The organism is Tepidanaerobacter sp. EBM-49 (assembly GCF_001896645.1).
Taxonomy (GTDB): domain Bacteria; phylum Bacillota; class Thermosediminibacteria; order Thermosediminibacterales; family Tepidanaerobacteraceae; genus Tepidanaerobacter; species Tepidanaerobacter syntrophicus.
The window spans coordinates 1-18,467 of sequence record NZ_MPPE01000022.1 but is presented as its reverse complement, the minus strand read 5'-3'; the positions used below and the strand labels follow the sequence as shown (position 1 = coordinate 18,467).

Below are 18,467 nucleotides of genomic sequence, written 5' to 3'. Positions count from 1 at the left end.
AGAATAAAAAAATAGGAGGGAAATTGTAGATGGATGCATTAGCAAGTTTTGCACAAACCTTTATCGGGTTATTTCAAGAAGGCGGCAAACAATTTCTAGGTTTGGCAGGCGGAATTTTACCCACACTTATATGTTTAATGACGGCAATAAATGCTTTAATCAAATTTATAGGTCAAGAAAATATTGATAGAGTTGCACAATCTGCAGCAAAATACACTATTCTGCGCTATACTGTAATGCCGGTTATGGCTGTGTTTTTCTTGACAAATCCTATGGCTTATACTTTTGGAAGATTTTTACCTGAAAAGTATAAACCGGCATTTTATGATGCGGCTGTTTCCTTTGTACACCCGATAGTAGGATTATTTCCTCATGCAAATCCTGCGGAGCTTTTTGTCTACATGGGAATTGCCCAAGGCATTGAGCAGCTTGGATTACCTCTGGGACAACTGGCAATACGGTATTTTCTAGTTGGTGTAATAGTTATTTTTATAAGAGGTATCGTTACAGAAAGATTAACCCTAAGAATGATGAGACAAAGAGATCTTGCGATCTAATAGGGAGGGTGAAAAATGGGATATAGAGCAGTTAAAGTTGAAAAAGGACCCAGCGGTTGGGGAGGACCTTTGATAATAAAACCCGAAGAAGGCAAAGATAAAATAGTTTCGATTACCGGTGGCGGCATAGATGCAGTAACCCGTAAGATTGCAGAAATGACAGGCGGAACACCGGTTGATGGTTTCAAAACTTCTGTGCCGGATGATCAGATATGCTGCGTAGTTATTGATTGCGGAGGGACTGCAAGGTGCGGCGTTTATCCTAAAAAGCGAATTCCCACAATAAATTTGACTCCGGTTGGTCAGGTGGGACCACTGGCGAAATACATCGAGGCAGATATATATGTTTCCGGCGTAAAGCCTGAAAACATCCATTTTGTATCTGAAGAAGAGGCGGCAAGCTATATTGGATCAGAAGAAACAGCTAAAGGCTCAGAAACTCAAGATGTCAAAACCGCAAAAATTGAATATGAAAGAAAACCCGGTATTATCGAAAAAATCGGCAGAGGAATGGGCGGAGTCGTAGGTATATTTTATCAATCCGGACGCGAAACTATTGATCAAGTTATAAAGAATGTGCTTCCGTTTATAGCATTTGTGGCAACGCTAATAGGTATTATCTTAAAATCTGGTGTAGGTGATTGGATAGCAAATATAATTGCTCCCCTTGCTGGAACATTGCCGGGTCTTCTACTTATTTCAATAGTATGCGCAATACCTGTTTTATCGCCGCTTTTAGGACCGGGAGCTGTTATAGCTCAAGTCGTAGGTGTTTTGGTAGGTGTTGAAATTGGTAAGGGCAATATACCTCCACAATTTGCTTTACCTGCACTCTTTGCTATCAATCCGCAAGTAGGATGCGACTTTATTCCAGTGGGCCTAAGCCTTGGAGAAGCAAAACCTGAGACGGTGGAAATCGGTGTAGGTGCGATTCTTATTTCGAGACTAATAACAGGACCGATTGCTGTTCTAATAGCTTATCTTTTTAGTATCGGATTATATGCAGGTTAACATTTAAATTAAAGAAAAGCGCTGCCGCAATGGGCTATTGCGGCAGACGCATTTCGAACTGTATCCGAAGGAGTGGAAATATGACAAAGTACGAAGCTGCGATCATTGAAATAGGTGTAATGGTAGACGAACTGCTGCGCCAAGGAATACTTATATTGTTTGACAAAACAGCGCCGCCGGAGCTTCAAGAAATATCTGTTGTGCATACAGGTGCCAGTCTTGAAGAGGATGTTGAGGTTGGGGATTTGGTAGTTCTTGGAGATTTTTCATACAAAGTTACGGCTGTAGGAGAAATAGCAAATAGAAACTTAAGAAACATTGGTCACGCGTGTCTTAAATTCGATGGCAGAAACTTGCCTGAATTGCCGGGGGATATTCACCTACATGGAGATGAACTTCCTTTCTCTTTAAAAAAAGGAGACATAATAATTATTAAAGATGAGAAAAAATAGTATTTTTATTGCTATTTTATAAATTTATTGGGAGATGAAGATAGATATGTTAAATTTAAACACAAAACTTAAAGAGCTTGATGAGCAAGGAAAGAAGATAAAGGCCGGTATAGTAGGTGCAGGGCAGATGGGACGAGGTATGGTAAGCCAGATGTTTTGTATGAAAGGTATTTTGCCTGCGATAATTTCGGATATAGACATAGAAAGAGCAAAGAATGCATATCTTTTAGCAGGCATAAGCAGTGATGACATTGCAGTTGCAAATAAAGCTGTAGAAGCAGAGACTGCTATACAAAAGGGCAAATATGTAATAACAGAGGACTTTAACGTAATTACAAGCACGCTTCCTATCGATGTAGTTTTAGATCTTACCGGAGTGCCTGATGTTGGCGCGCGTATAGCCTTTGATTCTATTTATAACGGCAAAAATATAGTGATGCTTAATGTAGAAACCGATGTTACAGTAGGACCGCTACTTAAGAAGATGGCAGACAGTGCCGGCGTCGTATACACAGTATCAGCAGGCGATGAACCCGGAGCCGTAAAAGAACTTTATGATTTTGCAGATGCTATGGGCTTTAAGATACTTGTGGCAGGAAAAGGCAAAAACAATCCTTTAGACATCGAAGCTAATCCTGATACCGTTAGGGAAAAAGCTCAGGCAAGTAATATGAATCCCAAAATGCTTGCTTCCTTTGTCGATGGGACCAAAACTATGGTCGAAATGACATGTGTTTCAAACGCAACCGGTTTCGTACCAACAAAAAGAGGAATGATTGGACCTGAGTCTACAGTTAAAGAGCTTCCAAAGCTTTTAAGCTTAAAAGAGCAGGGAGGAATTCTAGACAGATATCAAGTGGTAGAATTTGTTAAAGGAATAGCCCCGGGAGTTTTTGTCATAATAACTACAGATCTTCCGGCGGTAAAAGAAGAAATGGCATATCTTTCTATGGGTGAAGGTCCTAACTATATTTTGTATAGACCATACCATCTTACAAGCATCGAAACACCTTTGTCTGCAGCAAGGGCTTGCATATATCACGAGCCAACAATAGTGCCAAAGGGAGCTCCGGTTTCTGAGACAGTAGCGGTAGCCAAGAAAGACTTGAAGGCGGGAGAATACCTTGATAGCATTGGAGGTTATACAGTATACGGAGTAATTGACACCTTTGAAAATGCCAAAAAAGATAACGCTCTTCCGATAGGATTGGTAAGCCCTAAAGTAAAAGTTAAAACTGATATTAAAAAAGGAGAAACCTTAACATATGATGCAGTAGAACTAGACGAGAATTCGTTTATCTTACAGTTGCGCAAATTACAAGATATGACTTTTTAGTTTGGTTTGAATCATGTAACACAAAATATTCCATAGAAACTGGTGTTAAGTATAAAAATAAAGAGCATTAGAATTTGTTAAAATTCTTGAGTCATTATCCAAAGGAGCTGGTTTAATGAATTTGACCAAGGATAAGAAGTTGTGGATGTATCAAAAGATGTGTGAAATAAGAAATTTTGAGTTGGAGGTGGATAGGCTTTTCAAGGCAAATCTTATATGGGGAACCTGCCATCTTTCGGTGGGAGAAGAGGCATCGGCGGTGGGATCAATAGCCGCCTTAGAAAAAGATGACATGATTACAAGCACCCATAGAGGCCATGGCCACTGCATAGCAAAAGGTGGCAAACTTCCTCAAATGTTTGCCGAACTTTTAGGAAAAGAGACAGGATACTGCAGGGGGCGCGGCGGTTCTATGCACATAGCGGACCTTACAATGGGGAACTTAGGTGCAAACGGGATAGTAGGCGGCGGCATACCAATAGCAACCGGTGCTGCCCTTGCTTCTAAATTGAGAAACGACGGAAAAGTGACGCTGTGCTTTTTTGGAGATGGAGCTACAAATCAGGGAGCATTTCATGAAGCAGTAAATTTTGGTGCAGTTAAAAAATTGCCGGTAGTATATCTTTGTGAAAACAATCTATATGGAATGTCTGTTCCTTTCGAAAAGGCAAGTGCTGCAAAGGACGTAGCAGACAGGGCAGCAGCATACAATATACCGGGCGTTATAGTCGACGGTAATGACGTAGAGGCGGTATACGAGGTGACAAAAGCAGCAGTAGAACGAGCAAGACAAGGTCAGGGCCCATCTATTATAGAAGCTAAAACCTATCGTTGGCTTGGGCATTCAAAAAGCGACCCGAGAGTTTACAGGACAAGAGAAGAAGAAGAGGCATGGAAACAAAAATGTCCCATAAAAAGATATAGACAGAAATTGATAAGCGAAGGCGTTGCTACAGAAGAAGAACTTGACCAAATCGAAAAATCAGTAGAAAAAGCTATTCAAGAAGCCTTAGAGTATGCAAAAAACAGTCCCGAGCCCAAAGTCGAAGAAATTATGGAAGGCGTATATGCATGAAAACAAGGAAAATGGAATCGGAGGCGATATAATTGGCTGAAAAACTTTATATTGAGGCCTTAAGAGAAGGGCTGCGGGAAGAACTTATAAGGGACAAAAATGTCTTTATTTTAGGAGAAGACGTAGGACTTTATGGCGGTGCATTCGGAGTTACCAAGGGGCTTTTTGAGGAATTTGGCGAAGACAGGATAATTGACACGCCTATATCTGAAGCTGCAATAGCCGGGGCTTCAGTAGGAGCGGCACTGTGCGGTATGCGGCCAGTAGCAGAGATTATGTTCTTTGACTTTTTCACAATCGCCATGGACCAACTAGTAAACCAAGGCGCAAAGATAAGGTACATGTTTGGCGGAAAAGCACAAGTGCCTATGGTTATTCGAGGACCTATGGGTTGTGGCACAGGAGCTGCTGCTCAGCACTCTCAAAGCTTTCCGGCTGTATTTGCCCATTTTCCCGGTCTAAAGGTGGTAATGCCATCAACGGCATATGACGCAAAAGGTTTGATAAAAGCTTCTATAAGAGATAATAATCCTGTGGTTTTTGCCGAACATAAATTACTTTATTGGACAAAAGGAGAGGTGCCGGAGGAAGATTACATCGTGCCGATAGGAAAGGCCGATATAAAACGACAGGGTAAAGACATTACCGTAGTTGCAGGTTCCATAATGGTGCAAAGAGCTTTAGAGGCCGCTAAGGAATTAGAAAAAGAAGGAATAGATATAGAAGTAGTAGATCCCAGAACTTTAAAACCCTTAGATCTTCCAACCATAGTAAATTCAGTCAAAAAAACCGGCAGGGTAATGATAGTTGAAGATGATCCCATATACTATGGCTGGGGAGCGGAAATAGCTGCTCAGATTGCAGGAAGCGAAGCATTTGACTACCTCGATGCGCCGATAAAGCGATTGGCGGGACTTGATATACCAATTCCCTATAATCCGAATCTTGAAAGACATGCAGTACCTCAAGTAGAAAACATTATCCAGGGCGTAAAAGAAGTGCTGGCGTAAAGGAGGATACCCATGGCTACCATAGTTACCATGCCAAAACTTGGCACTACAATGACCGAAGGGTCAATTACAAAATGGCTGAAAAAAGAAGGCGACCCTATTCAAGAAGGCGAGGTATATGCAGAAATTCAAACAGACAAAGTAAATATCGAAGATGAAGCACCGGCCTCTGGAATACTTAGAAAAATTCTCGTAAAAGAAGGAGAAATCGTTCATATCGGGGAGCCTATAGCCATAATAGCAGATAAAAACGAAGATATTTCCCAATACCTTAGCGGACAAAAGGAAAAAATCGAAGCAAAGGAAACGGAGCAGAAAACGCAAGAAGAAAAACCTTCCACTGAAGAGACCGGACCTTTGAGAAAAATTAAAGCATCTCCTGCAGCAAGAAGAATTGCGAAAGAAAACAACATAGATTTATCTAAACTGATAGGCACAGGTCCCGGAGGCAGGATAGTAGAAAAAGATGTAACGTCTTATATTGAAAGAACCAAATCTGAATCTGCTCCGCCTGAAAGAGAAGTAGAGCAAGCAAAGCAAATAGATAAGCAGCTTAAACCTGCTGAGTTTACTATAAAAAGAACAATTCCCGTAACAGGTATGAGAAAAATAATCGCAGAAAAAATGGCTGCCAGCAAAAAACTTGCACCTCACATTTATCTATCTTTAGATGCAGATATGACAAAAGTTATAGAACTTAGAGAAAAATTACTTCCGTCTTTTATAGAAAAGCACAATGTTAAACTCTCGTATAACGATATATTAATTAAAGCTGTGGCAGTGGCACTAAAGCAAAATCCGATAATAAATTCTAGTTTCACAGAAGAAGAGATAATTTTAAAAGAAGAAATAAATATAGGTCTTGCAGTAGCATTAGATGATGGTTTAATCGTTCCTGTAATCAAGAATGCCGACAGAAAAGGTCTGATAGAAATAGCAAAAGAAACTTCAGAACTTATCGCAAAGGCGAGGGATAGAAAATTACTGCCTGATGATTATTATGGAGGCACATTTACCATATCCAATCTGGGCATGTATGATATAGAAAACTTTAGCGCAATAATCAATCAACCTGAAACAGCCATACTTGCAGTAGGAAAGATGATGAAAAAACCGGTGGCAGCGGAAAACGATGAAATTGTCGTAAAACCCATGATGAACCTGACGCTTTCCTGTGATCATCGAGCGATAGACGGCGCAGCAGGAGCAAAATTCCTTCAGAACCTAAAGCAAATTCTTGAGGAACCTATTAATATGATACTTTAAAATTTAATTCTAATATTTAAAACTCACAGGTTAAATAATGAAACGCTTACCCAATCCCAATAAGGCAAATCTTTCTAAAGAGAGATGCTGCAGGGATTGGGTTTTTATTTGCAAGAGTTATTGTGCATAAAACTTAAGTATGATAAAATATGTATACAATACACAGAATACAACTTTAAGATCTTTTAAAGATTTTAAAAAGGAGAAGGATAATAAATGAGCGGATTTAGGATTGAGCATGATTTATTGGGAGACAAAGAAGTTCCAAAGGATGCTTATTACGGAATACAAACCCTGCGGGCCGTAGAAAACTTCAATATAACGGGGCATAAGCCTCATCCGGAACTGTTTTTAGCAGTTGCCATGGTTAAAAAAGCGGCGGCAATGGCGAATATGGAACTTGACCTTTTAGATGAAAGAAAAGGCAAGGCTATTATTTACGCTGCTGACGAAATACTAGCCGGAAAACTTGCCGACCAATTTGTGGTTGATGCAATTCAAGGCGGGGCAGGCACCTCTATAAACATGAATGTAAATGAAGTCATAGCTAACCGGGCAATCGAAATTTTAGGCGGCGAAAAAGGGGATTACACGATAATTTCACCAAATACAGATGTAAATATGTCGCAGTCGACAAATGATGTGTTTCCCACAGCTATACGCATTGCAACGATAAAACTTACAAAAAATCTTCTTGATGAAATAAAATTACTACAAAATGCCTTACTAAAAAAGGCTAAAGAATTAGATGATGTAGTAAAAATAGGCCGCACCCATCTGCAGGATGCTGTTCCTATTAGAATGGGGCAAGAATTCGAGGCATATTCAAGAGCAATCGGACGAGATGTAAATAGAATAAAAACTTCACTTAAAGCTCTTCATGAGATAAATTTAGGAGCAACTGCCGTAGGCACAGGTCTTAACGCAAAGGTGGAGTATATAGAGCTTGCTGTAAAATATCTTAAAGACATCTCAGGCCTTCCCTTAAAAAAGACAGAAAGCTTAGTTGACGCTACTCAAAATACAGATGCTCTGGCAGACTTTTCGTCGACGCTGAAGATATTAGCTTTGAATTTATCAAAAATCGCTAATGATTTACGCCTAATGGCTTCAGGGCCAAGAGCCGGTATTGCGGAAATCAAGCTTCCTCCGATGCAGCCGGGTTCTTCCATAATGCCAGGCAAAGTAAATCCCGTAATCCCTGAGGTTGTAAACCAAGTCGCATTTCAGGTAATGGGCAATGATCATACAATAAGCCTTGCAGCCGGTGCAGGCCAACTGGAGTTAAATGTAATGGAACCTGTCATCGTTTATAATCTGCTTCAATCTGTAGAGATTTTAACAAATGCTATAAGGACATTTAGAGAAAAATGTATAGTTGGAATAACAGCCAACAAGGAACACTGCAGGGAAATGGTAGAAAAAAGCATCGGCATAATAACAGCTTTACTTCCTCATATCGGATATGAAAAAGCATCGCAAATTGCAAAAGAGCTATCAGAAAGCGATGAAACAGTTCAGGAAATACTTTTGAGAAAAAAGATTTTACCCGAAGACATAATAGAAGAAATTCTCTCACCAAAGGCCATGACAGAACCCGGCATTTTATGTGAATAAAGAGTCTTGACTTGGCATAAACAATAGTATATATTTTATCTAAGCGTCTGGTGACCTTTTTCAATGCCTTAAAGCGAGCAGAGGATGGTGCAAGCTCTGCGGTATAAAAGGGTCTGGCAACAGAATGCTGTAGTTTAAAAACTTATAGTAAGTTCCAAAAAGTGGCAGGAGATTCCTGCAACTAGGGTGGAACCGTCCGGAAACAAAGGACCCCTAGACCATTAAAGTGGTTTAGGGGTTTTAGTATTTTAACTATTATTTAACGGGAGGAAATTTGTAATGATTAAGGATACTGAAAAAAATATGAACAAGATAGTTTCACTTTGTAAGAAGAGAGGATTCATTTTCCAAAGTTCGGCTATATACGGAGGGCTTGCCAATACTTGGGATTATGGACCACTAGGAACAGAACTTAAAAGAAATGTGAAGGATTTTTGGTGGAAAAAAGTAGTTCATGAAAGAGATGACGTAGTAGGTCTGGATAGTGCAATTTTGATGCACCCTAAGGTTTGGGAGGCCTCCGGCCATGTGGCAGGCTTTAATGATGCTTTAATAGATTGCAAGCAGTGCAAATCCAGATTTCGAGCGGATCATCTTATAGAAGATGCACTTGATATGCATGTTGAGGGTAAAAAAGTTGACGAACTTACAAAAATAATTCATGAAAACAACATAAAATGCCCAGTATGCGGCAGCGTAGCATGGACAGAAGCCAGGGTATTCAACTTAATGTTTAAAACATATCAAGGGGTTACAGAGGATTCAAGCTCGGTAGTTTACCTTCGTCCCGAAACAGCCCAAGGCATATTTGTAAACTTCAAAAATGTTTTGGACTCTTGCCGCATGAAACTGCCATTTGGCATTGCTCAGATAGGAAAATCATTTAGAAATGAAATAACACCGGGTAATTTTATCTTTAGAACAAGGGAATTTGAGCAGATGGAGTTGGAGTTTTTCGTAAAACCCGGAGATGACCAAGAATGGTTCGAATACTGGCGCAAGTTTACAATGGAATTTTTTACATTGCTCGGAGTGAGGAAGGAAAATCTGAGACTAAGAGATCACTCTCCTGAAGAACTTTCACATTATTCTAAAGCCACAACCGATCTTGAATATAAATTCCCCTTTGGTTGGGGTGAATTGTGGGGCGTTGCAAACAGAACCGATTATGACTTAACACGCCATATGGAATATTCAGGTAAATCTCTAACATATTTTGATCCTGTAGAAAATAAACAAATAGTTCCATATGTAATTGAGCCTTCAGTTGGAGTAGACAGAACAATTTTAGCTGTTTTGTGCGATGCATATGACGAAGAAGAAGTAGAAGGTGAAACTCGGGTAGTGCTTCACCTAAAGCCAAGTCTTGCACCTATCAAGTGCGCCGTGCTTCCGCTTTTAAGGAAAGAACCTTTAGAAGAACTCGCCTTGAAAATTTATCATGACCTAAAAAAACATTACAATGTTGAGTATGATAACACAGGCAGTATAGGTAAACGCTACCGCAGACAGGATGAAATCGGGACCCCCTTTGCTATTACCATAGACTTTGACAGCTTGGAAGATAATAAAGTTACAATAAGAGACAGAGATACCATGCAGCAGGACAGGGTAGAAATAGAAAAAGTGAAGGATTACTTAAAAGAAAAACTAAATCTTGAGCGGTGACCATAAATGAAACTCAGTATTACAATAGCAGAGTCAGCAGCTGAAAATGCGCCGATTGTTTTAAGAGGAAGCTATACCGAAAATATCCAAAAAGCGGCACAGATGGGATATGATGCGGTAGAAATCCATGTAAAAGACCCAAATACGTTAGATATCAAGGAGATACAAAAGACATGTGATAAAAACAATATTGCAGTTTCTACTATCGGAACAGGTATGGGTTATGGGATCGATGGATTAAGTTTTACAGATCCGGATGATGACATTAGAGATAAAGCTATAAGAAGGATATTTGATCATATTTGTGCTGCAAAAAAGCTTAACGCAAAGGTAATAATAGGTTCAATGAGAGGTACTATTATAGATACAAATGACCGCAAAAAATACAAAAATTATGCTTTTGAATGTTTCGATAAGGTAATTAATTTTGCAGAAAAAAACAATGTCACTATCTTAAATGAGGCAATAAATAGGTACGAAACAAATTTCATTAACAATGTTGAAGAAAGCCTGGAGTTTATCAAAAAAATAAATTCACCGCATCTTAAAATACATCTAGACACGTTTCATATGAATATAGAAGAACCCGATATGGGAAAAAGCATACTTAAAGCAAGAGAATTCTTAGGACATTTTCATTTTGCCGACAGCGATAGATGGTATCCCGGCCATGGCCATATTGACTTTAGAAGTATCATCAGAGCATTAAAAGATATAAAGTATGATGGTTTCATAGCTTTTGAATGTCTGCCATTTCCTACGCCTGATGTGGCTGCAGAAAAATCAATAAAAAACATCAAACCTTTATTATAAGCAAATTTAAAGCTTATTTTGTATGTCTGGAATGGGCGTCATTCTAAGCGGGAACAGCAGAAAAAGTGCGATTAGAATTAGATTTATTGCGAAAAATTAGTAGAGAAATACGATAGAAGGCTACTTATAGTTAAGTAGCCTTCTATACATATAGAAACCCACTAATCACTCAAATACTTTTAAAGGTGCCAGGGCTTCCTGGATTTCCTTTTTGATTTTCTCCAAACCCTCAGGTGTTTTTGATTCACATCTTACTATAAGCTCGGGGCCGGTGTTTGAACTTCTAACAAGTCCCCAGCCGTCAGGAAAAACTATTCTTGCTCCGTCTACATCGATTATGGGGTATTTGTCTTTGAAGAAGTTTTTTACGGCCTCCACTTTACCCAACTTTTCTTCATCAGGACACGGGACCCGAATTTCCGGTGTGGAATAGTATTTAGGAACATCAGCCAGCAGCTCAGAAAGTTTTTTGTCGGTGTTGGATAAAATCCTCAGCAGTCTTGCTGCGGCATAAAATGCATCGTCAAAACCATAGTATTCATCTGCAAAAAACATATGCCCGGACATTTCGCCGGTAAATATAGCTCCAACTTCCCGCATTTTTGCCTTTATCAGTGAATGACCTGTTTTATAGAACATAGGCTTGCCACCTAGTTTTTTTATTTCATCTACCAAAGCTTGAGAACATTTTACCTCTACAATTGCTATGGCACCGGGGTATTTTGGCATTATCTCCCGCCAAAATAATACCATCAGCATATCGCCGTAAATTATATTTCCCTTATCATCTACAACGCCGATTCTGTCACCGTCGCCGTCGAATCCAATACCTACATCCAGTTTTTCTTTCAAAACTAATTCTTTAAGATCTGCTAAATTTTCGGGTTTAACCGGATCGGGAAAGTGATTTGGAAAAGTAGGATCAGATTCGCAGTATAAAGGATATACATCGACACCTAAACGAGTAAAAAGCTTTTCAGCAAAAAGAGATGCAGTGCCGTTTCCACAATCTATGCCGACCCTTAGACTTTTTGAAAGCTTTACTTTTTCACAAATCATATTTATGTAATCTTCGCAAGGATTTTTGCAGCTCAAAGAGCCGTTTCCTGAAATAAAGTCATCCTTTTCCATCATTACCCTAAGCCTTTGAATATCATCTCCATAAAGCGTCGCCGGGCCGTATGCCACCTTAAAGCCATTAAACTCCGGAGGGTTATGACTTGCAGTTACCATAATACCCGGATTTATATCATAATGCACACGCGCAAAATAAAATATTGGAGTCGTAACCGTCCCTATGTCTACCACATCGCATCCTGAAGAAAGCAGCCCTTCGATGACAGCTTTTTTGAGTGCCGGCGAAGATTCTCGGTTATCACATCCCACAATTGCGCAGTGATGGCCTCCTCTTTGCGCAAATGTTCCAAAGGCCCGGCCCAGCCCCCTTGCAAATTCTTCATCCAGTTCCTTTCCTACAATACCTCTGATATCGTACTGCCGGAATACATATGGATTCAGCTTCATAATATTGCCCCCTTAACCCTAAACCATACTTGTGTCTAAAGTTGTTATAATCTTTTTGTAATATAAATTATAACATATTCCTATTGATTATTCCAAATTGTTATGTTAATATTCCTTTAACGATTTAATATACTAAAGGATGTGCAGCAATGCCAAGATATTTCAGAAAACCGGCAGGGGTAAAAGATTACTTGCCTCCCCAAGTCCGCAAAAAAAATCGCATCGAAAGCGCAGCTGCTGAAATTTTAAACAGTTGGGGTTATGAAGAGATAACAGCACCTTCTTTTGAATACTTAGAGACATTTGCGCGGAGCGGTCAGCATGGCTTTGCCGAAAAGGTGTTTAAATTTTTTGACAGACAAGGCAGCGTTATGGCGCTAAGACCGGATATTACCACATCTATTGCAAGAATGGTGGCAACTCATTACAGCGATCACAACTTGCCTTTAAGATTTTGCTATATGTCTAACGTTTTTAGATTCCAGGAGATGCAAAAAGGAAAAGACCAGGAGTTCTATCAAATAGGCGCTGAGCTAATAGGTATCCCGGGTATTGAGGCTGATATTGAAATTATACTTCTTGCATCTTCAATCTTAGAGAAAGCCGGAATAAGTGACTTTATTATAAATGTTGGGCACACGAAGTTTTTAGAAGGCCTTTTAGATGAAGTAGAAGGAGACTCTTCTTTAAAAGATAATATAGCATGGGCGATTAAAAATAAAAATTTTGTTCTGTTAAAAGAACTAGTTGAATCTAATGAGCTTGAGACCTCGGTGAAGGAAATATTTTTATCTCTTCCGTATTTCTATGGAGGCCCAAAAATATTGCAGGAGATTAGAAAGTTTTCTCTTAATGATAAATGTAAAATGGCAATATATGAGCTTGAGGAGCTTTGGAAGATAGTAAGAAAATTTGACAACATAAGCATAACCTTTGACCCGGGGCTTGCCCGAGGAATGGATTACTATACCGGAATAGTGTTTGAAATATATTCACCGGAAGCCGGATTTCCATTAGGGGGAGGCGGCAGGTACGACAATCTTTTGGACAAGTTTAACGGCTCAAGGCCTGCTACTGGTTTTGCCCTTTCAGAAAACAGTATTCTTACTATAATTGACAAAAAAGTTGAAGATGATTATAGACCTTTCTATCTTTTCTATATGCCGGAAAAATTTGCCGATGCCCTAAATAAAGCAGAAGAAATGAGAAATCAGGGCATGATAGTTAAAATGGTCTCTGTAGAAAAAGATCACTGAAATATTAATTTAGCAAGGAGAGTTTTCTTTGGAACTACTTAAAATCGCATTTTCAAAAGGGAGAATTTTAGAAGAAAGCCTGGAGCTCTTTAAAAAGATACAAATGAACTTAGAGGAGATTAGCGAAAGCTCGCGGCGGCTGTTTTTTGATTTTGAAGATTATGGGTTAAGGATAATCTTAGCAAAACCGTCAGATGTTTCTACGTATGTAGAACACGGCGTAGCCGACGTGGGAATTGCCGGCAAAGACATACTATTGGAAAACAAAAATGAGGTATTCGAGCTCCTAGATTTAAATATAGGAAAGTGCCGGATGGTAGTAGCAGCTCCGTCCGATATGCCAGAAGGTGCGCCGATTTACCGAGTTGCCACAAGCTACCCGAACATAGCAGAAGAACATTTTATAAAGCAAGGATTTCCGGTAGAAATAATAAAGCTTCACGGTTCTGTTGAGCTTGGACCGATATTAGGACTTTCTGACGCTATTGTGGATATTGTTTCAACAGGGGTGACACTTAAAAAAAATAATTTGAAAATAGTTGAGGAAATATGTCCGATAAGCAGCAGACTTATTGCAAATCAGGTTAGCTTTAGGATAAAATCTGATATGATATTGAGCTTAATGGAGAAATTGAACAAGATTGCATGATTTTACAGTAGAATATTAGTCTTCAAAGGTGTATAATTATGCAATATGGAAACTGTTAAGGAGGAGATTACTATTACAGCACAAATTACGCGTTTTGTGCGCGAAGATATATTAAATCTTGTTCCGTATATGCCGTCAAATGAACCCTGCAAGATAAAACTTGATGCAAATGAAAGCCCATATGACGTGCCTCTTGAAATAAAAGAACGGATATGGAAAAGGCTTATGGATGAGCACTTTAATTACTATTATGATCCCACCTGTGACGAAGTCAGAGAAAACCTTTTAAAATATACAGGTGCAAAGTTTGACCAAATATTTGTAGGCAGTGGTGGCGATGAGGTAATCTATGACATAATTATGGCCTTTGCAGGCCCCGGTCGCGATGTTATAATTCCATTTCCTACATTTTCAAGCTATGAAATCTTTTCAACAATTGCCGGATCCAATGTCATCAAAGTTCCCCTATTAAAAAAACAAGAAAAGGGTAAATGCTTTTGGGATATCCCAATTGATGATATAAAAAAGCATTTCACAAAAGATAAACCTCAATTGATGTTTTTATGTCATCCCAACAACCCGACCGGTGATTATTTCGATGACGACAAATTAGAAGACCTGATAAGAGATTTTAACGGAATCGTGGCAATAGACGAAGCCTATTTTGAATTTGGGGGCAAGACATTTGCCGACAGTATTTCAAAATACCCAAACATCATAGTCATTCGTACGTTCTCCAAGATATTTTCCTTGGCAGGGCTGCGAGTAGGATACGCTATAGGCCATGAGGATGCGATAGCTCAGCTGTTTAAGGTAAAAATGCCTTACAATGTCAGTCTTTTTTCGCAAATTGCAGCAGTAGAAATGTTAAGGCAAACCGATTGGCTTAAAAAAGTGCAGCAAGAATTTATAAAAGAAAGAGAGCGGCTGCAAAATGGCTTAGAAAAGATTGACGGTGTAACGGTATATCCGAGTTCTGCAAACTTTTTCTTATGTGAGCTTAAAAAGCCGAAAGATATGGTATATGAGGAACTACTAAAGAAAGGCATACTTACTCGCCGCTTTGGCGATGATGTGCTTAAAGATTGTTTGCGCTTTTGCATAGGCACCCCTGAGCAAAATGATTTGCTTTTAGCATCCTTGAAAGAAATAATGAGCTCTAAGTAAAAAGGTGGGTTTTAGATGCGAATTGCTGAAAGTATAAGAAATACAAAGGAAACACAAATAAAACTTAAGATAAACTTAGACGGAGAAGGAAAAAGCTCCATTCAAACACCAGCCTTTTTTCTAAATCACATGCTGACGCTTTTTTCACGTCATTCCCTTTTTGACTTGGATATTGAAGCTAAAGGCGATGTGGAAGTAGATTTTCATCACATAACAGAAGATATTGGAATAGTGTTGGGAGAGACTTTTGCTAAAGCATTAGGGAAAAAAGAAGGCATTGGCCGATATGGAAGCTTTTATGTGCCCATGGATGAAGCCCTGGCTTTTTGTGCTGTGGATATTAGCGGCAGGCCGTTTTTATTTTTTAATGCAGATTTTAGCAAAGATAAAGTAGGAGATTTTGATGTGGAGCTTGTAGAGGAGTTTTTCAGAGCTTTTGCAAGTAGTGCCTGTGTCACCCTTCATTTAGATGCGATAAGAGGCCAAAACACCCATCACATAATCGAAGCCCTTTTTAAGGCATTTGGCAGAGCATTGAAAGATGCAGTGCGTGTCGATCCAAGAGAAAAGGGAGTCCCGTCTACTAAGGGCGTCCTTTAAAAAACCGTGAATTTTGCGAGGTGAACCGATGAACATATACCCGGCCGTAGATATTATGGGAGGCAAGTGCGTAAGACTTGCCCAAGGTGATTTTTCAAAGGAAACCGTTTATTTCGAGAATCCCGTTGATGCTGCAAAGCACTGGCAAAGCCAAGGAGCGCAGTGGATTCATATAGTAGACTTAGATGGTGCAAAAACCGCTTGTCCTGTTAATTTTGATATAATAGAAAAAATACGCAAAGATGTTTGCATAAATATTCAACTTGGCGGCGGCATAAGACATAAAGAAACAGTTGAAAGATATTTAAACCTTGGAATAAACCGCCTGGTTTTCGGGACCTCAGCCGTTAATAATCTAAAGCTTATAGAAGAAACTATATCAGAATCTGGGCCTGATAAAGTGGCAGTTGGCATCGATGCGCGAGGCGATGAAGTAGCTGTTGAAGGCTGGATAAAGGATTCCGGCATAAAGGTGGAAGAATTACTTAAAACCCTTAAAAATATTGGTGTAAAAACCATTATTTATACTGATATTTCCAGAGATGGCATGATGCGGGGGCCAAATATTGCGGCCATCGAAAAAATTTTGGACTTTGGTGGTTTTTCTGTAATTGCCTCCGGAGGTATTTCCTCTATAAAAGATTTAGAAAAGCTTGCAAAATTAGAGGGGCATGGCCTGGATGGGGCGATTATAGGAAGAGCCCTGTATGATGGCACCCTGGATTTAAAGTCAGTATTAAAGAAGTTTTATTTTAAAAAGGGAGTGTGCCAAAATGAGTAAGAAAAAAATCATTGCCTGCCTTGATATGAAAGATGGAAGAGTAGTAAAAGGTATCAATTTTGAAAATGTGGAGGATATGGGAGACCCTGTAGAAATGGCGGCCTTTTATGATAAAGAAGGTGCCGATGAAATAGTATTTTTGGATATATCGGCAACAGTGGAAGGCAGAAAAACCATGGTTGATTTGGCAAGGAAAGTTGCAGAGAAAGTAAATGTGCCCTTTACAGTAGGCGGTGGGATATCTACACTAGAAGATATTGAAAAATTACTGGAAGCAGGAGTTACAAAGGTTTCTATAGGAACTGCAGCAGTTAGGAATCCTCAACTTATAAGTGAAAGCGCTAAGAAATTTGGAAGTGAACATATCGTTTTGGCATGTGACGCAAAAAAGAATAATGGAGGCTGGGAAGTTTACATATATGGAGGAAAAGAGCCAACAGGGCTTGATGCAGTCGAGTGGTGCAAAAAAGCTGCAGAACTTGGAGCCGGAGAAATTCTTCTTACAAGCATAGATGCAGACGGTGCTCAAAATGGTTATGACATACCACTGACTCGGGCAGTGGCAGAGGCAGTAAACGTGCCGGTCGTAGCTTCCGGAGGGGCCGGGAAGCTGGAGCATTTTAAAGATGTGTTAGTAGAGGGTAAAGCGGCAGGAGCTTTAGGGGCATCAGTTTTTCATAAAGGCATTCTAAAGATTAGCGAAATCAAAGAATATTTAAGGTCTCAAGGAGTAGATGTGTAGAAATGATCGATATAAAGTACGGCGAGAATGGTCTTGTGCCTGCGATAGTCCAGGATTACAAAACAAAAGAAGTGCTGATGCTGGCATACATGAATGAGGAATCGCTTAAGAAAACTTTAGAAACCAGAACGGCCTGGTTTTACAGCCGCAAGAGAAAAAGCCTTTGGCAAAAAGGCGAGACCAGCGGTAATTTTCTCTATGTAAAAAGTATTTTTTATGACTGCGACGAGGATGCTCTTCTTCTAAAAGTAGATGCTGCCGGACCAGCCTGTCATACAGGAAATGTTTCTTGCTTTTACCGGAGCTTAAAGGATGCAAAAGAAGCTGAAGAAACTGAAGAAGAAAACTCTTCCGGCACGCTGGAATTCTTAGATGAGCTTGCCGAAATAATAGACTCGAGATTTTCCGAAAAGCCTGAGGCATCTTATGTAGCGAAGCTTTACAAAGGCGGCAGAGAGAGAATATTAAAAAAGGTAGGGGAAGAGGCAGCAGAGGTAATTATAGCTTCTATGAGTCAAAAGAAAGATGATATAGTATATGAATCAGCCGACTTAATTTTTCACTTGCTTGTTGCACTGCGCTATGACGGGATATCATTAGAAGAAATTGCAGATGAGCTTGATAAGCGGCACAAGCAGCGTTCTTGACAAAAAGCCTAAAAATTTGTATAATAAAAACAGTCGACGAAGCTTACAAGGCTGATGGTTTCAGAAATACAGGAGATATAGTAGATAAACATAGCAAGCGAGAGATACAACTCGCAAGAAAGAAAAAACATTTAATAATCACTGTTCCTGGTTTTTGACACCAAATTGATTCTCAGGTATACTAAATATTGTCTTTAGGGCGGATAGCTCAGCTGGGAGAGCACGTGCCTTACACGCACGGGGTCACAGGTTCGAGCCCTGTTTCGCCCACCAAATATGCGGCCCAGTAGTTCAGT

At 39.6% G+C, this 18,467-nt stretch carries 18 protein-coding genes and 1 tRNA gene; 18 read left to right on the top strand and 1 reads right to left on the bottom strand.

All coding sequences use genetic code 11. The features are described 5' to 3' along the window. Window positions 1–29: 29 nt before the first annotated feature. From srlA to iolO, 10 genes are all read left to right on the top strand, one after another. Window positions 30–557 carry a PTS glucitol/sorbitol transporter subunit IIC gene (gene srlA / locus BUE08_RS03200; protein WP_059031567.1) on the top strand — a complete coding sequence of 176 codons (528 nt, stop codon included), beginning with the start codon at window positions 30–32 and terminating at the stop codon, window positions 555–557. A gap of 15 nt (window positions 558–572) precedes the next feature. Beyond that, complete coding sequence (gene srlE, locus BUE08_RS03195) at window positions 573–1,568, top strand: PTS glucitol/sorbitol transporter subunit IIB (protein WP_281797246.1); 996 nt, start codon at window positions 573–575, stop codon at window positions 1,566–1,568. A gap of 80 nt (window positions 1,569–1,648) precedes the next feature. Then, the gene (locus BUE08_RS03190; RefSeq protein WP_059031565.1) at window positions 1,649–2,020 is read left to right on the top strand and encodes a PTS glucitol/sorbitol transporter subunit IIA; all 372 of its coding nucleotides are present in this window, start codon (window positions 1,649–1,651) and stop codon (window positions 2,018–2,020) included. Between the two features lie 46 nt (window positions 2,021–2,066). Further along, a complete protein-coding gene (locus BUE08_RS03185) occupies window positions 2,067–3,356 on the top strand; it encodes an NAD(P)H-dependent oxidoreductase (protein ID WP_286680365.1) in 1,290 nt (429 codons plus the stop codon). 115 nt (window positions 3,357–3,471) lie between these two features. Continuing rightward, on the top strand, window positions 3,472–4,431 hold the full coding sequence (locus BUE08_RS03180; protein ID WP_059031563.1) for a thiamine pyrophosphate-dependent dehydrogenase E1 component subunit alpha: 960 nt from the start codon (window positions 3,472–3,474) through the stop codon (window positions 4,429–4,431). Between the two features lie 32 nt (window positions 4,432–4,463). Continuing rightward, window positions 4,464–5,441: an alpha-ketoacid dehydrogenase subunit beta gene (locus BUE08_RS03175; protein ID WP_286680364.1), complete on the top strand. Its 978-nt coding sequence runs from the start codon at window positions 4,464–4,466 to the stop codon at window positions 5,439–5,441. Window positions 5,442–5,453: 12 nt separating this feature from the next. Further along, window positions 5,454–6,707 carry a dihydrolipoamide acetyltransferase family protein gene (locus BUE08_RS03170; RefSeq protein WP_286680363.1) on the top strand — a complete coding sequence of 418 codons (1,254 nt, stop codon included), beginning with the start codon at window positions 5,454–5,456 and terminating at the stop codon, window positions 6,705–6,707. Window positions 6,708–6,923: 216 nt separating this feature from the next. Further along, window positions 6,924–8,324 carry an aspartate ammonia-lyase gene (aspA, locus tag BUE08_RS03165; RefSeq protein WP_286680362.1) on the top strand — a complete coding sequence of 467 codons (1,401 nt, stop codon included), beginning with the start codon at window positions 6,924–6,926 and terminating at the stop codon, window positions 8,322–8,324. 279 nt (window positions 8,325–8,603) lie between these two features. After that, the gene (locus tag BUE08_RS03160) at window positions 8,604–9,992 is read left to right on the top strand and encodes a glycine--tRNA ligase (protein WP_286680361.1); all 1,389 of its coding nucleotides are present in this window, start codon (window positions 8,604–8,606) and stop codon (window positions 9,990–9,992) included. Window positions 9,993–9,998: 6 nt separating this feature from the next. Further along, window positions 9,999–10,805, top strand: a complete 807-nt coding sequence (iolO, locus tag BUE08_RS03155; protein ID WP_286680360.1) for a 5-keto-L-gluconate epimerase — start codon at window positions 9,999–10,001, stop codon at window positions 10,803–10,805. A 165-nt stretch (window positions 10,806–10,970) separates the two neighbouring features. Here the strand turns inward: iolO and BUE08_RS03150 are convergent, their stop codons facing one another. Next, a complete protein-coding gene (locus BUE08_RS03150; protein WP_286680359.1) occupies window positions 10,971–12,329 on the bottom strand; it encodes a phosphomannomutase/phosphoglucomutase in 1,359 nt (452 codons plus the stop codon). Between the two features lie 149 nt (window positions 12,330–12,478). On the opposite strand from BUE08_RS03150, the gene hisZ reads away from it, so the two are divergent. The 8 genes from hisZ (at window position 12,479) to BUE08_RS03110 (ending at window position 18,444) form a co-directional block, all read left to right on the top strand. Further along, window positions 12,479–13,585, top strand: coding sequence for an ATP phosphoribosyltransferase regulatory subunit (gene hisZ, locus BUE08_RS03145; RefSeq protein ID WP_286680358.1), 1,107 nt, complete (start codon window positions 12,479–12,481; stop codon window positions 13,583–13,585). A gap of 28 nt (window positions 13,586–13,613) precedes the next feature. Continuing rightward, a complete protein-coding gene (hisG, locus tag BUE08_RS03140; protein WP_286680357.1) occupies window positions 13,614–14,234 on the top strand; it encodes an ATP phosphoribosyltransferase in 621 nt (206 codons plus the stop codon). Between the two features lie 45 nt (window positions 14,235–14,279). After that, window positions 14,280–15,401 carry a histidinol-phosphate transaminase gene (gene hisC / locus BUE08_RS03135; protein WP_286680356.1) on the top strand — a complete coding sequence of 374 codons (1,122 nt, stop codon included), beginning with the start codon at window positions 14,280–14,282 and terminating at the stop codon, window positions 15,399–15,401. Between the two features lie 15 nt (window positions 15,402–15,416). Further along, entirely contained in the window at window positions 15,417–16,001 is a 585-nt protein-coding gene (gene hisB, locus BUE08_RS03130; RefSeq protein WP_286680355.1) for an imidazoleglycerol-phosphate dehydratase HisB, read from the top strand. Window positions 16,002–16,029: 28 nt separating this feature from the next. Next, on the top strand, window positions 16,030–16,782 hold the full coding sequence (gene hisA / locus BUE08_RS03125; protein WP_059031552.1) for a 1-(5-phosphoribosyl)-5-[(5-phosphoribosylamino)methylideneamino]imidazole-4-carboxamide isomerase: 753 nt from the start codon (window positions 16,030–16,032) through the stop codon (window positions 16,780–16,782). Continuing rightward, window positions 16,775–17,524: an imidazole glycerol phosphate synthase subunit HisF gene (hisF, locus tag BUE08_RS03120; RefSeq protein ID WP_059031551.1), complete on the top strand. Its 750-nt coding sequence runs from the start codon at window positions 16,775–16,777 to the stop codon at window positions 17,522–17,524. Before hisA ends, hisF begins: the two co-directional genes overlap by 8 nt. Before the next feature lie 2 nt (window positions 17,525–17,526). Then, on the top strand, window positions 17,527–18,171 hold the full coding sequence (gene hisIE, locus BUE08_RS03115) for a bifunctional phosphoribosyl-AMP cyclohydrolase/phosphoribosyl-ATP diphosphatase HisIE (RefSeq protein WP_286680354.1): 645 nt from the start codon (window positions 17,527–17,529) through the stop codon (window positions 18,169–18,171). Between the two features lie 197 nt (window positions 18,172–18,368). Next, a tRNA-Val gene (locus tag BUE08_RS03110) sits at window positions 18,369–18,444 on the top strand. Window positions 18,445–18,467 lie beyond the last annotated feature (23 nt).

What these genes read in the sequence shown, in the direction of transcription:
- hisC (WP_286680356.1), top strand. Translation starts at nt 14,280, where the DNA reads ATGGAAACTGTTAAGGAGGAGATTACTATTACAGCACAAATTACGCGT.
- hisIE (WP_286680354.1), top strand. Translation starts at nt 17,527, where the DNA reads ATGATCGATATAAAGTACGGCGAGAATGGTCTTGTGCCTGCGATAGTC.
- BUE08_RS03170 (WP_286680363.1), top strand. Translation starts at nt 5,454, where the DNA reads ATGGCTACCATAGTTACCATGCCAAAACTTGGCACTACAATGACCGAA.
- srlE (WP_281797246.1), top strand. Translation starts at nt 573, where the DNA reads ATGGGATATAGAGCAGTTAAAGTTGAAAAAGGACCCAGCGGTTGGGGA.
- BUE08_RS03185 (WP_286680365.1), top strand. Translation starts at nt 2,067, where the DNA reads ATGTTAAATTTAAACACAAAACTTAAAGAGCTTGATGAGCAAGGAAAG.
- aspA (WP_286680362.1), top strand. Translation starts at nt 6,924, where the DNA reads ATGAGCGGATTTAGGATTGAGCATGATTTATTGGGAGACAAAGAAGTT.
- BUE08_RS03160 (WP_286680361.1), top strand. Translation starts at nt 8,604, where the DNA reads ATGATTAAGGATACTGAAAAAAATATGAACAAGATAGTTTCACTTTGT.
- iolO (WP_286680360.1), top strand. Translation starts at nt 9,999, where the DNA reads ATGAAACTCAGTATTACAATAGCAGAGTCAGCAGCTGAAAATGCGCCG.
- hisZ (WP_286680358.1), top strand. Translation starts at nt 12,479, where the DNA reads ATGCCAAGATATTTCAGAAAACCGGCAGGGGTAAAAGATTACTTGCCT.
- BUE08_RS03190 (WP_059031565.1), top strand. Translation starts at nt 1,649, where the DNA reads ATGACAAAGTACGAAGCTGCGATCATTGAAATAGGTGTAATGGTAGAC.
- hisF (WP_059031551.1), top strand. Translation starts at nt 16,775, where the DNA reads ATGAGTAAGAAAAAAATCATTGCCTGCCTTGATATGAAAGATGGAAGA.
- BUE08_RS03150 (WP_286680359.1), bottom strand. Translation starts at nt 12,329, where the DNA reads ATGAAGCTGAATCCATATGTATTCCGGCAGTACGATATCAGAGGTATT.
- hisB (WP_286680355.1), top strand. Translation starts at nt 15,417, where the DNA reads ATGCGAATTGCTGAAAGTATAAGAAATACAAAGGAAACACAAATAAAA.
- srlA (WP_059031567.1), top strand. Translation starts at nt 30, where the DNA reads ATGGATGCATTAGCAAGTTTTGCACAAACCTTTATCGGGTTATTTCAA.
- hisA (WP_059031552.1), top strand. Translation starts at nt 16,030, where the DNA reads ATGAACATATACCCGGCCGTAGATATTATGGGAGGCAAGTGCGTAAGA.
- BUE08_RS03180 (WP_059031563.1), top strand. Translation starts at nt 3,472, where the DNA reads ATGAATTTGACCAAGGATAAGAAGTTGTGGATGTATCAAAAGATGTGT.